This window comes from Kribbella sp. NPDC004875, from assembly GCF_042873375.1.
Classification (GTDB): domain Bacteria; phylum Actinomycetota; class Actinomycetes; order Propionibacteriales; family Kribbellaceae; genus Kribbella.
This window is the reverse complement of record NZ_JBIALI010000001.1, coordinates 1794919-1809287: the sequence shown is the minus strand read 5'-3', so window position 1 is coordinate 1809287 and position 14369 is coordinate 1794919. Positions and strand designations below refer to the sequence as shown.

At 69.6% G+C, this 14369-nt stretch carries 16 protein-coding genes; 4 read left to right on the top strand and 12 right to left on the bottom strand.

Annotated features, from left to right (window positions below; genetic code table 11):
• From folK to dacB, 11 genes are all read right to left on the bottom strand, one after another.
• Entirely contained in the window at positions 1-558 is a 558-nt protein-coding gene (gene folK, locus ACFYRH_RS08775; RefSeq protein ID WP_387770327.1) for a 2-amino-4-hydroxy-6-hydroxymethyldihydropteridine diphosphokinase, read from the bottom strand.
• Positions 551-946, bottom strand: coding sequence for a dihydroneopterin aldolase (folB, locus tag ACFYRH_RS08770; protein WP_387770324.1), 396 nt, complete (start codon positions 944-946; stop codon positions 551-553). The genes folK and folB overlap by 8 nt, the downstream gene beginning before the upstream one ends.
• Complete coding sequence (locus tag ACFYRH_RS08765) at positions 943-1440, bottom strand: nuclear transport factor 2 family protein (protein ID WP_387770321.1); 498 nt, start codon at positions 1438-1440, stop codon at positions 943-945. Before ACFYRH_RS08765 ends, folB begins: the two co-directional genes overlap by 4 nt.
• Positions 1437-2234, bottom strand: a complete 798-nt coding sequence (gene folP / locus ACFYRH_RS08760) for a dihydropteroate synthase (protein WP_387771750.1) — start codon at positions 2232-2234, stop codon at positions 1437-1439. Before folP ends, ACFYRH_RS08765 begins: the two co-directional genes overlap by 4 nt.
• Positions 2235-2370: 136 nt before the next feature.
• Positions 2371-3507, bottom strand: coding sequence for a S1 family peptidase (locus ACFYRH_RS08755; RefSeq protein WP_387770312.1), 1137 nt, complete (start codon positions 3505-3507; stop codon positions 2371-2373).
• A 130-nt stretch (positions 3508-3637) separates the two neighbouring features.
• Positions 3638-4210 (bottom strand): GTP cyclohydrolase I FolE, encoded by a 573-nt coding sequence (gene folE / locus ACFYRH_RS08750; protein ID WP_387770309.1) that lies wholly within the window; start codon positions 4208-4210, stop codon positions 3638-3640.
• Positions 4211-4310: 100 nt separating this feature from the next.
• Positions 4311-6344: an ATP-dependent zinc metalloprotease FtsH gene (ftsH, locus tag ACFYRH_RS08745; protein ID WP_387770306.1), complete on the bottom strand. Its 2034-nt coding sequence runs from the start codon at positions 6342-6344 to the stop codon at positions 4311-4313.
• 174 nt (positions 6345-6518) lie between these two features.
• Positions 6519-7070: a hypoxanthine phosphoribosyltransferase gene (gene hpt / locus ACFYRH_RS08740; RefSeq protein WP_387770303.1), complete on the bottom strand. Its 552-nt coding sequence runs from the start codon at positions 7068-7070 to the stop codon at positions 6519-6521.
• Between the two features lie 5 nt (positions 7071-7075).
• Positions 7076-8122 (bottom strand): tRNA lysidine(34) synthetase TilS, encoded by a 1047-nt coding sequence (gene tilS / locus ACFYRH_RS08735; RefSeq protein ID WP_387770300.1) that lies wholly within the window; start codon positions 8120-8122, stop codon positions 7076-7078.
• A gap of 19 nt (positions 8123-8141) precedes the next feature.
• Positions 8142-9236, bottom strand: a complete 1095-nt coding sequence (locus ACFYRH_RS08730; RefSeq protein WP_387770297.1) for a zinc-dependent metalloprotease — start codon at positions 9234-9236, stop codon at positions 8142-8144.
• A gap of 39 nt (positions 9237-9275) precedes the next feature.
• Complete coding sequence (gene dacB / locus ACFYRH_RS08725; protein ID WP_387770294.1) at positions 9276-10628, bottom strand: D-alanyl-D-alanine carboxypeptidase/D-alanyl-D-alanine-endopeptidase; 1353 nt, start codon at positions 10626-10628, stop codon at positions 9276-9278.
• Between the two features lie 50 nt (positions 10629-10678).
• On the opposite strand from dacB, the gene ACFYRH_RS08720 reads away from it, so the two are divergent.
• Positions 10679-11167, top strand: a complete 489-nt coding sequence (locus tag ACFYRH_RS08720; RefSeq protein ID WP_387770291.1) for an inorganic diphosphatase — start codon at positions 10679-10681, stop codon at positions 11165-11167.
• Between the two features lie 12 nt (positions 11168-11179).
• Here ACFYRH_RS08720 and ACFYRH_RS08715 read toward each other — a convergent pair whose 3' ends face one another.
• Entirely contained in the window at positions 11180-11611 is a 432-nt protein-coding gene (locus ACFYRH_RS08715) for a MarR family winged helix-turn-helix transcriptional regulator (protein WP_387770288.1), read from the bottom strand.
• Positions 11612-11698: 87 nt separating this feature from the next.
• Between ACFYRH_RS08715 and ACFYRH_RS08710 the strand changes: the two genes are divergently transcribed.
• The 3 genes from ACFYRH_RS08710 to ACFYRH_RS08700 are packed head-to-tail and all read left to right on the top strand — an operon-like array spanning position 11699 to position 14355.
• Complete coding sequence (locus ACFYRH_RS08710; RefSeq protein ID WP_387770285.1) at positions 11699-12661, top strand: zinc-binding alcohol dehydrogenase family protein; 963 nt, start codon at positions 11699-11701, stop codon at positions 12659-12661.
• A gap of 35 nt (positions 12662-12696) precedes the next feature.
• Complete coding sequence (locus ACFYRH_RS08705; RefSeq protein WP_387770282.1) at positions 12697-13587, top strand: LysR family transcriptional regulator; 891 nt, start codon at positions 12697-12699, stop codon at positions 13585-13587.
• Between the two features lie 60 nt (positions 13588-13647).
• Positions 13648-14355, top strand: a complete 708-nt coding sequence (locus tag ACFYRH_RS08700) for an SDR family oxidoreductase (protein ID WP_387770279.1) — start codon at positions 13648-13650, stop codon at positions 14353-14355.
• The last annotated feature ends 14 nt before the right edge of the window (positions 14356-14369 follow it).

Below are 14369 nucleotides of genomic sequence, written 5' to 3'. Positions count from 1 at the left end.
CTACTGCAGCTCGACGTCGAGCTTGGTCACGCCGTCGGTGCCGACCTTCGCGAGCAGCTCCGCGACCGGGCCGTGGCCCACCAGTACGGCGTCCCGCTCGATGTCCAGCCACGGCGCCAGCACGAACGCGCGCTCGTGTGCCCGCGGGTGCGGAATGGTCAGCTCCTCGGACTCGATCGTCTTCTGCCCGTAGGTGATCAGGTCGATGTCCAGGGTCCGCGGCGCGCCCGGCACGCTGCGCTCCCGGCCGAACGCCTCCTCGACCGCGTGCGCGCGCTCGAGCAGCAGGTCGACCGCCAGCGTGGTGTCGGCGAGCAGCACGATGTTCAGGTAGGGGCCGGACTCCTCCGGGCCGCCGACCGGCTGGGTCTCGTACACCGGCGAGACCTCGACCACGACGACGTCCGGGGTGTCCCGCAGCGCGTCGACCGCGCCCTGCAGGTTCGCCTCACGGTCGCCGAGATTACTGCCGATCGACAGGATCACCTGGCGGATCGGCTTCAGGCCACCGCTCAGGGTGTCCGCGTCGATGACGTGGGGACTAGGGGTCTCAGTCACGGGAATCTCCGGATCTGCGCTGCACGGTCAGGACAACGTCGTCGAACGGCACCGAGATCGGCGCCGAGGGTTTGTGGATGGTCACGGCCGTCGCTGTCACCCGCTCGTCGGCGAGACAGAGATCGGCGATGCGCTGGGCGAGGGTCTCGATCAGGTCCACGGGATCGGTCTCGATCGCCTTGTGCACCTGCTCGGCCACCACCCCGTAGTTCACGGTGTCGGCCAGGTCGTCGGACGCCGCCGCGGGCCGGGTGTCCAGCTCCAGCCGGACGTCCACGACGAACTCCTGCCCGTCGGCCCGCTCGTGATCGAACACCCCGTGGCGCCCGAACCCGCGGATGCCCCGGATCTCGATCACATCAGGAGGAATCGTGCTGGGACCGCTCATTCCGCCTCCTCCTGTCGGCCCCCAGACGACAGTACCGGTGAGGCATGGTGGATCCACAACCGCCAGCCGGTAGAAGTTCGGCGGAAAACGTTCGTCGCCAGCGCCTTGCCCCCCGCGAATCCCTCTTCGGGTGCACCCTCGCCGGACGACAGGACATTCTCCGTACACGTGACGTAGGCCACGTCGTCGTCCACCCGTACCTGCACGTCGGTCAGGAAGAACTGGATGTACGGCGTGTTCGCGAAGATCATCGCCCAGGCCCGCATCATCTCGGCGTACCCGGAGATCGCGGCGTTGCCGGGGTGGATGCAGACCGGATCGGGCTCCGGCAGCCAGACCGCCGCCATCAGGTCCAGGTCGCCGGCCTCGAAGGCGTTGTAGAACGTGGTGTTCGCGTTCAGTACGACGTCCTCCACCGTGGCACCGGCGCGGCCCTTGGGCGTGCCGTCGCCGGCCGACCCGGCCCCCGCGCCCTGCCGCGGTCCGTCCGTCATACGGTTCCCCATCTCTTCGCCACCCGGACCGCGTCCGCGTTCGGCGCCACCACGTGCGCCCGGACACACCAGGCACCCGCTGCGGCGGCCAGGGCGGAAACAGCCACACTCGCGTCGTCTCGTCGTACGGCCGGCCGAAGTTCTCCGGTCTGCTCGTCGGCGAGCAGCCTACCGAGGAACGTCTTCCGGGACGCACCGATCAGCAACGGTCTGTCCAGTACGGCGAATTCCCGCAACCGGCGCAGAATCTCCCAGTTGTGGTCCGCGTTCTTCGCGAAACCGAGCCCGGGGTCGACGGCCACCCGGTTCAGATCGATACCCGCCTGGCTGATCACCTCGAGGCGCTCGGCCAGTTCGGCGATCACCTCGGCGACCACGTCGGTGTACTCCGCGCGGTTCTGCATGTCGATCGAGTGACCCCGCCAGTGCATACACAGGTACGGCGTCCTGCGCTCGGCGACCAACGGGAGCATGTCCGGATCGGCCTGCCCGCCGGACACGTCGTTGATCATCGTGGCGCCGGCGTCGAGGGCCAGCGCGGCGACCTGCGACCGCATCGTGTCGACGGAGATGATCGCGCCTTCGGCGGCCAGCGCTTCGACCACCGGGATCACCCGGCGGAGCTCTTCCTCCGGCGACGGCCGCTCGGCCCCCGGGCGGGTCGACTCACCACCCACGTCGAGCAGGTCGGCGCCTTCGGCCAGCAGTTCCCGGCCGTGCTTGATCGCGGCGTTCGGCTCGAACCATTCGCCGCCGTCCGAGAACGAGTCCGGCGTCACGTTCACGACACCCATGACGAGGCACCGGTCCAGCACCGGCAGCCCGTCCACGTGACTCCACGACTGAGTTCTCACCCACACACCGTAGTAGCCCCCGCCCCCAGCCGGGCAACCAGCCGCCGATTGGGCGGCCGGTCGAGGGACTGGGGCGTCAGTTCGCGAGGATCAGCCGGGACTCGGTGGAGCGCAGTACCTCGGCGATCGGCTGCGAGTACGACTCGTTGGTGCGGCCGGACTTCTCCAGGCACTGACCGTCGATCAGCGCCGCGCCGCTGGTGATGCCCTGGGCGTAGTTCCCGGTCATGTTCGCGCCGCCGGAGTCACCCGCCTCGACGCACGCGGTGTGCTGGAACAGGCCGCGGACCACGCGGTTGTTGCCGTAGTTCACGGTCACGTTCCGGGCGACGATCCGGCCGCAGGTCCAGCCGGTGCTCTTCCCGGACTTGCACAGGGTCGACCCGATGGTGGCGTCCGCGATCCCCTTGACCGCGACGTTGCCGGAGCCCCAGCCCTCGACATACCCCTGCTGGTCCCAGCCCTCGATGACGCCGACGGAACCGAAGTCGTGGCCCGGGAAGCTCGACGTGTAGGTGTTGCCGAGGACGTACCCGTTCCGCGAGAACGACGGCTTGCCCGAGGTGCAATGGCCGGCGGTCAGGAAGATCCGGTTGCCCTTGCGGGTCCGGGCGTTGAACCCGAGCGAGCAGACGTAGCCGGTGTTCTTGTCGACCTGCACGCCGCCGCGGAGGCCGAAGTCGTCCGCGGTCGGGCGGATCGTGCCGGCCGCCGGGCGCACCGTGACGCGGCCGCCGTTGGCCAGCGCGCGGGACAGGAACCGCTCGGTGATCGAGTCGCGCGCGTTCTTCGGCACGGTGACCACCACGGTCCCGGAGATCGGGTCGACGTACCAGGACCGGACCTTGCCGGCGCTGGACGTCATCGCCAGCTTGTTCAGCTGGTTCTGGACGGCGTTCAGCTGTTTCGCGGTGAACTTGACCAGCCGCGGGACCGCACCGATCTGCCGGACCAGCGCGGCCGTGGACAGGTCGGACACCGCGACCACCAGTTCACCGGCATCGTCGTAGTAGCTGCCGACGACACCCGAATCGGACCCGAGCTGCGCTTCGAGGGTGTCCGGGACCAGCGGTTTTCCGTCCGCCTTGGTGGTCGTCTGGGGGCCGTTCCTGGCTCGCGTGTCGGCGGTGGCCCAGTTCGCCGCGACCAGCCCGGCGGTCGTCAGGACGACGACCCCGGCGAGTGCGGCGCCGACCCGGAAACGCCCTGACATCTGTCCTCCTCACACCGGCCCTTGGTCCCCGTTGGCCAAGCACCACTACGGAAAGTAAACGCTCAGCGACAGAATGTCCATAGGGCTGGTCTTTTAAACTCAACGACCGCAGGCACCCACGGGCTACGGCTCACCCGACGATCAGGCTCATCGCCTCCGCGCGGGTGACCGGGTTCCGGAGCTGGCCGCGGACCGCCGACGTGATCGTCTTGGCGCCCGGTTTCCGGACGCCGCGCATGGTCATGCACAGGTGCTCGCACTCGATCACCACGATCACGCCGCGCGGCTGGAGGATCTCGACCAGGGACTCGGCGATCTGCGTGGTCAGCCGCTCCTGGACCTGCGGCCGTTTCGCGTACACGTCGACCAGCCGGGCGAGCTTCGACAGCCCGGTGATCCGGCCGTCCCGGCTCGGAATGTAGCCGACGTGCGCGACCCCGGTGAACGGGACCAGGTGGTGCTCGCAGACGCTCCAGACCTCGATGTCCTTCACCAGCACCATCTCGTCGTGCTCGAGCGCGAACGTGGTCGTCAGCACGTCCTCCGCCCGCTGCCCCAGTCCGGCGGTGATCTCGGCGTACATCCGGGCCACCCGGGCGGGCGTGTCCAGCAGGCCCTCGCGGTCCGGGTCCTCGCCGATCGCCAGTAACAGCTCGCGGACCGCGTTCTCGGCCCGTGCGTGATCGAACTTCGGTGACGTCATTCCCGGATCTCCTCCCGACAGCGGCACTGGCACGCTACCCGGCCGGAAAACGAAATCGCCGCCACCCGGCCGGGTGACGGCGATTCCTGCGAGCCTCAGCTCACTGCTTGTTCGGCGGGGTCGGGCCGCTGCCGTAGTCCGGCGGGCGGATCGCCTCGTCCGGGCCGACCGAACCTCCCGGCAGGACGTCGGACAGCGAGCCGTTCTGCTCGGCGCGGGTCGGGATCGGCATCACCGGCGGCTGGTCGGACGGGACCCGGGTGGACGAGCCGGTCCAGGCCGGCCGCCGCTCACGCATGATGACCGGCTCGAAGATCCGGGCGATCTGGTGCTTGTCCAGGGTCTCCTTCTCCAGCAGCTCCTCGACCAGGTGGTCCAGGACCGACCGGTTCTCGACCAGGATGTCGAAGGCCTCCTGATGCGCGTTCAGGATCAGCTTGCCGACCTCCTCGTCGACCGCGGCCGCGATCTCTTCGGAGTAGTTCCGCTGGCTGCCGAAGTCCCGTCCCAGGAACGGCTCGCTGCTGTCCTGCCCGAACTTGATCGCACCCAGCCGCTCGGTCATGCCGTACTGCGTGACCATCGCCCGGGCCAGCGCGCTGGCCTTCTCGATGTCGTTGCTGGCGCCCGTGGTCGGGTCGTGGAAGACCATCTCCTCGGCCGCGCGGCCGCCGAGCATGTAGGCCAGCTTGTCCAGCATCTCCGACCGGGTGGTCGAGTACTTGTCCTCGTCCGGCATCACCATCGTGTAGCCGAGCGCTCGGCCACGCGGCAGGATCGTCACCTTCTGCACCGGGTCGGAGTGCGGCAGGGCCGCGGCGACCAGCGCGTGCCCACCCTCGTGGTACGCGGTGAGCACCTTCTCCTTGTCCGACATCAGGCGGGTACGCCGCTGCGGGCCGGCGATCACGCGGTCGATGGCCTCGTCCAGCGCGCGGTTGTCGATCAGCTGTGCGTTCGAGCGGGCGGTCAGCAGGGCCGCCTCGTTCAGCACGTTGGCCAGGTCGGCACCGGTCATCCCGGGAGTGCGGCGGGCGACGGCGGCCAGGTCGACGTCCTGCGCCATCGGCTTGCCCCGCGAGTGCACCTTGAGGATCTGCGTCCGGCCCGGCAGGTCCGGGGCGTCGACGGCGATCTGCCGGTCGAAGCGGCCCGGGCGCAGCAGCGCCGGGTCGAGCACGTCCGGCCGGTTGGTGGCCGCGATCAGGATCACACCGCCGCGGACGTCGAAGCCGTCCATCTCGACCAGCAGCTGGTTCAGCGTCTGCTCACGCTCGTCGTGACCACCGCCGAGGCCCGCGCCCCGGTGCCGGCCGACGGCGTCGATCTCGTCGATGAACACGATCGCCGGCGCGTTCGTCTTGGCCTGCTCGAACAGGTCGCGGACCCGGGAGGCGCCGACACCGACGAACATCTCGACGAAGTCCGAACCGGAGATCGAGTAGAACGGCACGCCGGCCTCACCGGCGACCGCGCGGGCCAGCAGGGTCTTACCGGTACCGGGCTGGCCGTAGAGCAGCACGCCCTTCGGGATCTTCGCCCCGACCGCCTGGAACTTGCCCGGCTCCTGCAGGAACTCCTTGATCTCGCCGAGCTCCTCGACCGCCTCGTCACACCCGGCGACGTCCGCGAACGTCGTCTTCGGGGTGTCCTTGGTGATCAGCTTGGCCTTGGACTTGGCGAAGCTCATCACCCGCGAGCCGCCGCCCTGCATCGAGTTCATCAAGAAGATGAACACGACCGCGATCAGCAGGAACGGGATCAGCGTGGAGAACACCTGGCCGATGAAGCTCGGCTTCGGGTTCTCGACGTTGTAGGTCTGGATCTTGCCGTCCTGGAAGAGCCCCTGCAGGTCCTTGCCGAGCGAGTCGGCCTGACCGTCCACCCAGTTGGCCTTGATCTTGGTCCCGTCGGACTTCTCGACCCGGATCTCCTGGTCGGGGTCGATCAGCGTCACCGACTTGATCGTCTTGTCGCTCGACGACTTGGCCTGCTGGATCAGCTGCACGACCTGGCCGGTCGGTTCGGACTTGTACCCGGTCGAGCCGGTCAGGAGCTGCCCGATCACCAGCACGCCAAGGAAGGCGACGACGATCCAGAACAGGGGTCCGCGGAAGATGCGCTTCACGTCCATGATCGAGGCCGAGGCCCCGTCCCTCCTAGCTCGGCAGGCCCGGGTATACGGGCTTGTGACGGTAACACCAGTCCAAGTGTCTCGTGCCGGGCAAGCCTGCCGACCACGAGGGTCACCGAACGACGGTACGACCTGTTGTACAGGCTGTCACCAAGTCTGCCTTGAGAGGCCGGGTCAGGAGTAGACGTGCGGCGCCAGCGTCGCGACGCAGCGCAGATTCCGGTACTTCTCGGCGTAGTCCAGGCCGTACCCGACGACGAACTCGTCCGGCAGTTCCAGGCCGACGTACTTCACCGGGACCTGCATCTTGGCCGCGTCCGGCTTCACGAACGCCGTGCACAGCTCCAGCGAGGCGGGCTTGCGTGACTCCAGGTTACTGACCAGCCAGCTGAGCGTGAGGCCGGTGTCGATGATGTCCTCGACGATCAGCACGTGCCGGTTGGTGATGTCGGTGTCCAGGTCCTTCTGGATCCGCACCACACCGGACGACTTGGTCCCGGAGCCGTACGACGAGATGGCCATCCAGTCCATCTCGATGTGCCGGCTGAACGACCGGGCCAGGTCGGCCATCACCATCACCGCGCCGCGCAGGACTCCGACCAGCAGCAGGTCCTTGCCTTCGTAGTCGGCCTCGATCCGCGCCGCGAGCTCCCGCAGCTTCGCGAGGATCTGCTCCTCGGTGTAATGGATCTTGGTCAGGTCCTTCTCGATGTCCGCCGCATCCACGGCGCTCAGCCTGTCACATCCAGGCCCTGGCCGGTAATCCGGCCAGTGCCTCGCCCGAGGATGATGAATCCGCCCTTGCGGATCGCGCGGATCCCTTGGGGCAGATCGATCCAGCGCTGCCCACGCCACCCGGTCACCAGCGCGTCGACGGACGCCACGTGCCCCGCGGTGAGGTCGGTGGCCCGGCATCCCGCCTCCAGCGCGGCCTGCCGCAGTACGCGCGTCCTGATCGCCGCCGGCTCGTCCGTGAGCACTGCGACCTCGCTGCGCACTTCGCCTTCTCCACGGCTCAGCGCGGTCTCGGCAACGTCCGCGGCGAGCTGATCGAGAGCATCCGCGTCCGCGCGCAGCAGTCCCGCCGTACGCGCCAGTGCCTCGACCACGCCAGGCCCGAGCGCCTCTTCCAGCACCGGCAGTACTTCGTGCCGCACGCGGACCCGCGTGTACTGCGGATCGTCGTTGTGTGGGTCATGCCACGGCCGGAGCCCGCCCGCGATGCACGCAGCGGCCGTAGTGGCCCGCGGCACCTCCAGGAACGGCCGGCGCAGCAGACCGGCCACTGGAGCCATCCCGGCCAGCGATCGCGCCCCGGACCCACGTCCCAGCCCGAGCAACACGGTCTCTGCCTGGTCGTCCCGCGTGTGGGCCAGCAGTACGACGTCTGCGCCCAGCTCATCGGCGGCGTCGCGAAGGGCGTCGTACCGCGCTGTCCGCGCAGCGGCTTCCGGACCGCCCTCGGCGCCGACTGTCACCTGCCGCACGTGGACCGGGTCCAATCCGAGCGTCCTGCACTGGTCCGCGGCCGTCTCGGCGACGTGGGCCGAGTCGGGCTGCAGACCGTGGTCCACGATGACCGCACCGGCCCGCAAACCGAGCTTCGGGGCTTCAAAGGCCGTCGCCGCTGCCAGGGCGAGTGAATCGGTGCCGCCGGAGCAGGCGACCAGGACGGTCGTGCCCTGCGGCAGCTCGGCCAGCGTCGCGCGGACCGCCTCGCGCGTCCGGGCGACAGCGGGGTGCAGCTTGCCACGCCGCCGTTCGACCAGCTCTTCCACCGCGGACTCGGCAGGCGGCTCAGCCGTGGAGTCGGGTGACCCAGGCATCCGGGTTCGCGATCTCGTTCTTGGTCGGCAGCGTGTTCGGTCCGGTCCAGACGCGGTTGAAGCCCTCCATGCCGACGCGGTCCACCACTCGGCGTACGAACGCCGCTCCGTCCTTGTACTGCCGCAGTTTCGCGTCCAGCCCGAGCAGCCGCTTCAGCAACTGGTCCACCGGGTTGCCGCTCTGCCGGCGGGACGTGAACTTCGACCGGATCGTGTCCACCGTCGGAATCACCGACGGCCCGACGCCGTCCATCACGAAGTCCGCGTGGCCCTCCAGCAGCGACATCACCGCGGTCAGCCGGTCCAGCACGGCACGCTGCTCCGGGGACTGCATCAGGTCCACCAGACTCAGCTCGGCCTCACCGCGCACCGACCGTCCCAGCCGCTGCACTGCCTCCCGGAACATCGCGGCGTACGCCGAAGCGTCCAGCTCGGCCTGGTCGAGGAACAGCGCGATCTCCGACCGCAGGTGGTCCCGGAGCCACGGCACCGCTGTGAACTGCACCCGGTGCGTCTCCTCGTGCAGACACACCCACAACCGGAAGTCCCGCGGTACGACGCCCAGCTCGGACTCGACATGCACCACGTTGGGCGCCACCAGCAGCAGGCGGCCGGTCAGACCGGGACGGTCCGGGTCGGGCTGCGCCGGGTAGAAGGGGTCGAACTGCCCGAGCACCCGGGAGGACAGGAACGCCAGCAGCGCACCCGCCTCGATCCCCGTCACCCGGGAGCCGACCGCGGAAGACAGTCCGGCAGCGCCGTTCGCCTTCTCGCGGAGCTTGTCTGCCAGCGGCTGCAGCACGGTCCGGAAGCCGTCCGCGTTCGCCTGCACCCAGCCCGGCCGGTCCACGATCACCACCGGCGCTGTGGCCGACGTGGCCTGCAGCCCGGTGAACTCGCGCACATGCCCCTCGGACTCGGCCGCGAACCGGCGCAGCTCGGCGACCACCTGGTCCGCCTCCGCGCGGCTGACCGCCGGGCCCGGGCGCAGCAGCTTCCGCGCCACGCCGGTCGCCAGCTGCCAGTCGACCATCTCGGTCGTGGTCCCGCCCTCCGCCGTACTCATACAACGACCCTAGTGGCATGGACCAACAAGTGCTGCCTGTCAGCAGCCGCAAGTGGCCAGGGCCGCGGTGGTGCGGTCGAGGGCGGCGCGGGCGTCGAGGGTCTTCGGAACCGGAACGCTGTCGCTGGCGACGGCGAACACCAGCAGCGTGCCGGTGCGGTCCCGGGCGTACCCAGCGAGGCTGTGGACGCCGGTGAGCGTCCCTGTCTTCGCATGGACCAGTCCGAGCCCCGTGCTGGTTCCTGCAGTCGTGAAACGCTCCCTGAGACTGCCGTCGAACCCGGCGATCGGCAGGCCGGTCAACAGGTGCCGCAGCTCCGGATGGCTCTTCGAAACGGCCACCCGGACCGCACCGGCCAGCAAATCGAGCGGGACCTTGTTGGCCCGTGTCAGACCGCTGCCGTCGTAGATAGTGGCCTTGGAGACGTCCAGACCGAGTTTGGTGAGCGTGGCGCGGACACCCTTGACGCCACCGACGTACGAGCCGCCGTTGCTGGTCGCGATGCCGACGTGCCGGAGCAGCACCTCGGCGCCGTCGTTGTCGCTGTGCAAGTTGATGTACTCGACGATCTGCCCGAGCGTCGGCGACTTCACCTGCGCGAGCGGCGTGGCAGCGGCCGCTGCCACCGCGGGCTTTGTTGCGGCCACCTTGATCCCGTACTGCACCAGCAGCTTCTGGAACGCCACCGCCGCGGCCTGAGCCGGCGCAGTCGACCGCTTGGCCATACCGGGCGCGATGCGGCCCTCGTTGACCCACAACGCGGACGTAGGAGCCGCGATGCCTTCGGGCACGTAGTTGGCTTCCCAGCGCGTGTTGACAGCCGGTCCGGTGAACAGCGAAGCGTCGTACCCCAGGGTGACCGAGGCGACGCCCTGCGCCTTGAGGGCCTTCGCCGTACTCGCGGCCAGGGTCTGGAGTGTCGCGCGGGCCGGGAAGCCGTCGCCTGCGGACGGTTTGACGGCGAGCAGCGGGTCACCGCCGCCGACGAGCACGATCGAGCCCTTGCCCGCGCTCACGACCTTGGTGGCGAAGGTGTGGTCCGGTCCGAGCGTCGACAGCGCCGACACCGTGGTGAGGAGTTTCAGCGTCGAGGCCGGCGTGTACGGCGTGGCCGCCCCGACCGAGAACACGGGCTTGTTCCGCGACGCGTCCCACACGTAGACACCGTGGTGCGTGCCGAGCGACGGATCCTTGAGAACGCCCGCGAGCACCTTGGCGACGCCTGCGGCCGTCGGCGCTGCCCCCTCCGTCGTGGCGGGTGCGAGGACGGCGGGCGCCTGCTGGGTGGTCTGCACAGATGCGGGTACGGCGCGCGCACTGCTCACCAGGCCGCCGCAGCACAGCGCCGTGGTCAGCAGCGTGACGAATGCCGCACGGGCAGGTCGGGCCACCGGGCTGCTCCTGTCATTCGGTCGGTCGGAACCGTGACAGTATCTGCCGTATGGAGTTCGACGTCTTCATCGAGATCCCCAAGGGCACCCGCAACAAGTACGAGCTGGACCACAAGACGAACCGTCTGCGGCTGGATCGGACCCTGTTCACCGCGACCCAGTATCCGTCCGACTACGGGTTCATCGAGGACACCCTGGGCCAGGACGGCGACCCGCTGGACGCGCTGGTCCTGCTGCCGGAGCCGACCTTCCCCGGCTGCCTGATCCGCTCCCGCGCGATCGGCATGTTCCGGATGACCGACGAGAAGGGCCCCGACGACAAGGTCCTCTGCGTCCCGGCCGGTGACCCGCGCCAGGAGCACCTGCGCGACATCCACCACGTGCCGGAGTTCGACCGGCTCGAGATCCAGCACTTCTTCGAGGTCTACAAGGACCTCGAGCCCGGCAAGTCCGTCGAGGGCGCGACCTGGGTCGGCCGCGCCGAAGCCGAGGCCGAGATCACGGCCTCCTTCAACCGCCTGAAGGCCGAGGGGCACTGATCCCCTGACCGCTCAGTCGCCCGACAGCCGGCGGAGCAGGGACAACAGGGTCTTTCGCTCCGCCGCCGTCAGCGGCTCCAGCAGGTCCGCCTCGGCGGCGTAGATCAGCTGGTCCATCGATTCCAGCTGCTTCTCGCCTGCCGGCGTGATGGCGATGATCTTCCGCCGCCGGTCCGCCGGATCGACCCGGCGGGCCAGGAACTCCAGCTGCTCCAGCTCGTCCAGCAAGGTGACGAGATCACTGCGGTCGAGCCCGATCCGGTCCGCGACCGTGGCCTGCGCCGCCTCGCCGTCGTCGGCCAGGCTGGCGAGCACGTGATAGTGCTGCGTCCGGACACCGGCCTGCGCCATGTGCTGCCGGATCAGCCGCTGGGACTGCTGGCTGGCCCGGCCCAGCGCCCAGAGCACCCGGTCGGACAGCCGATGCGTCGAGCCCTTCTTCACCCCGTAACTCTATTGGCAACGCCGACTCTCGGTTATATCGTGGGAATCTCCCATTATTTTTAGCACCCACGATATGGAGCACCCATCATGCGCGCAGTGCGCTTCCACCGCCACGGCGGCCCCGAGGTCCTGCAGCTCGACGAGGTCGACGTCCCCGAACCCGGGCCCGGCCACGTCCTGATCCAGGCCGAGGCGATCGGCGCGAACGCGATCGACGCCGTCCTCCGCCGCGGCGGCTCGCCGTGGGACCGCCCGCTCCCGGGCACCCTGACCGGCGACGTCGCCGGCCGAATCGTCGCGCTCGGCCCCGACACACCACCAGGCGTCGCCGTCGGGCAGCGCGTCTCCGCGCTCACGGTGGACGCCTTCGCGGAGTACGCCGTCGCCGACGCCGGATTCCTGGCGACGATCTCCGAGGACGCCGACGCGGGCGAGGCCACGATGATGTCGCTGACCGCGCCGCTCGCCCTCCGCATCCTCGAGGCCGGTCACGTCCCGGCCGGCGGCACCGTCCTGATCCAGTCGGCCGCCGGCACGATCGGCCACCTCGCGGTCCAGCTCGCCCGCTCCCACGACCCCAAGACGATCATCGGTACGGCGTCCTCCGCGCAGCGCCTCGACTTCATCCGCGAACTCGGCGCCGAGCCCGTCGACCTCACCGATCCCGACTGGCCGGCCAAGGTCCGCGAACTGGCGCCCGACGGCGTCGACACCGTCCTGGACGCGGTCGGCGGCACCGTGTTCACCCAAGGCCTCGACCTGGTCAAACCACTCGGCACGATCGTCTCGTACGGCGCCATCACCACCGAGGTCCCGTCGGTCCCGGTGCTCGGCCTCGGCCTGCGCTCGCTCACCGGCGTCTCGTTCTACGGCTGGCAGCAGGCCCGGCCCGACGAGGCCCGCGCCGACATCGCCGAGGTCATCCGCCGCTGGCAGTCCGGCGAGCTGCGTCCGGTCGTGCACGCCACCCATCCGCTCGCCGACGTCGCGCGGATCCACGAGACGCTCGACGCCCGCGCCAACCTCGGCCGGCTGATCGCCGTACCGTAGTCACCGCTCGGGCGGCGGTCGCGGATAATTGCCGCGTGGAGCTTCGGCAGTTGCGGTACTTCGTCGGCGTCGCCGAGGAACTGCATTTCGGCCGTGCCGCGGAACGCCTCTACATCTCCACCCCGACGCTCAGCCAGCAGATCAAGCAGCTCGAACGCGAGATCGGTACCACGCTGCTGATCCGGCACAGCCGCGGCGTCGACCTCACCCCGGCCGGGCAGGTCCTGCTCGCCCGCGCCCGGGAGACCATCCAGGCGGCGGGCCTGGCGCTGAAGGACACGCGCCGGGCCGCCGGCCTGGACGAGCCGGTACTCCGCCTCGGCCTGCTGAACGGCATCCCGGGCTCACTCCCGGCCGCCCTCGAACAGCTCGCCACCGAACGCTTCCCGAACAGCACCGTCACCCTGGAGGCCGGCACCACCGCCGACCAGCTCCGGATGCTGGTCTCCGGCGAGATCGATCTCGGCCTGGTCCGTACGCCGCTGACCTTGCCCCCGGCAATCACCTCCGAGCACCTCGCCACCGAGGAGCTCGGAGTTCTGCTCACCGCGACTCATCCGCTCGCGGCCAGACCTCAGCTCACGCTGACCGATCTGAACGGTCTCGAACTGATCTGGATCCCGCGCGCGGCAGCGCCCGAGTTCCACGACGACGCACTCCGCCGGATCGGGCCCGGCGTACGACTCAGTGACATCAGCATGAGCCACTCGCAGCTGCGCTCGGCCCTGCTCGTCCGGCGGACCGCGATCAGCCTCGGCTCCCGGCGCGCCGCGACACCGGAGGTCGTCTGGCGACCGATCGAGGGCCGCCCGCTGGTCGCCCGGTACGCCGCCGTCTGGCGCACCGACTCGCACAACCCGGTGCTCCGGGCCATGACCGTTAGCCCCGGTCTAACGATCGTTAGCCAGCAAGTCGTGGTGGACTGACGCTTCCGGTGGTTGGCTCGAAACGTCAACCACCGAAGGAGATTCAGTGCTGGAGATTCAATGCAGGAACATGTAGTCGTCGTCGGCGGCAGCTCCGGTATGGGCCACGCCCTCGCCGCCGAGCTCGTTGCCCAAGGCAGCGAGGTGACCGTCGCCGGCCGGTCCGCCGGCAAGCTCGACGCGGTACGCCGGGAACTCGGCGTCCGCACCGTCGCGATGGACCTCGCCGTCGAGCAGGACATCGAGCGGCTGTTCGCGACCACCGGCAAGGTCAGTCACATCGTCAGCACGGCCGCCGACGTCGGAGGCGCCTACCAGCCGATCAGCGAGTACGACGTCCCCGCGGCCCGGTCCGCGGTCGACTCCAAGTTGCTCGGCCCACTGCTGCTCGCCAAGCACGGCGCGCCGCTGCTCGAACCCGGCGGCTCGTTCGTGTTCACGTCGGGCATCGCGGCGTACCGGCCAGGCCCCCGGGCCTCGTTGCTCGCGGCACTCAACGGAGCACTCGCCTCGTTGGCCGCGGCACTCGCGGTCGAGCTCGCCCCGCTGCGGGTCAACGTGGTGTCACCCGGCTGGGTCGACACCCCGATCTGGAAAGACGTCGCGGGCGACGCCGCTCCGCAGACGTTGGCCGCGATGGCGGCCCGCCTCCCGGTCGGCCGGATCGGCCGGACCCAGGACATCGCCGCGGCGATCATCGCCCTGCTCCGCAATGGTTTCATCACCGGCACCGTTCTGCACGCCGACGGCGGACACCGGCTGGTCTAGGAGTATGTTCCCCC

Bases quoted from the DNA above. Each gene is read 5' to 3' on its own strand.
- folB (WP_387770324.1), bottom strand. From the start codon at position 946: ATGAGCGGTCCCAGCACGATTCCTCCTGATGTGATCGAGATCCGGGGC.
- ACFYRH_RS08710 (WP_387770285.1), top strand. From the start codon at position 11,699: ATGCGCGCAGTGCGCTTCCACCGCCACGGCGGCCCCGAGGTCCTGCAG.
- ACFYRH_RS08720 (WP_387770291.1), top strand. From the start codon at position 10,679: ATGGAGTTCGACGTCTTCATCGAGATCCCCAAGGGCACCCGCAACAAG.
- folP (WP_387771750.1), bottom strand. From the start codon at position 2,234: ATGGGTGTCGTGAACGTGACGCCGGACTCGTTCTCGGACGGCGGCGAA.
- ACFYRH_RS08755 (WP_387770312.1), bottom strand. From the start codon at position 3,507: ATGTCAGGGCGTTTCCGGGTCGGCGCCGCACTCGCCGGGGTCGTCGTC.
- ACFYRH_RS08730 (WP_387770297.1), bottom strand. From the start codon at position 9,236: ATGAGTACGGCGGAGGGCGGGACCACGACCGAGATGGTCGACTGGCAG.
- ftsH (WP_387770306.1), bottom strand. From the start codon at position 6,344: ATGGACGTGAAGCGCATCTTCCGCGGACCCCTGTTCTGGATCGTCGTC.
- ACFYRH_RS08765 (WP_387770321.1), bottom strand. From the start codon at position 1,440: ATGACGGACGGACCGCGGCAGGGCGCGGGGGCCGGGTCGGCCGGCGAC.
- folE (WP_387770309.1), bottom strand. From the start codon at position 4,210: ATGACGTCACCGAAGTTCGATCACGCACGGGCCGAGAACGCGGTCCGC.
- ACFYRH_RS08700 (WP_387770279.1), top strand. From the start codon at position 13,648: ATGCAGGAACATGTAGTCGTCGTCGGCGGCAGCTCCGGTATGGGCCAC.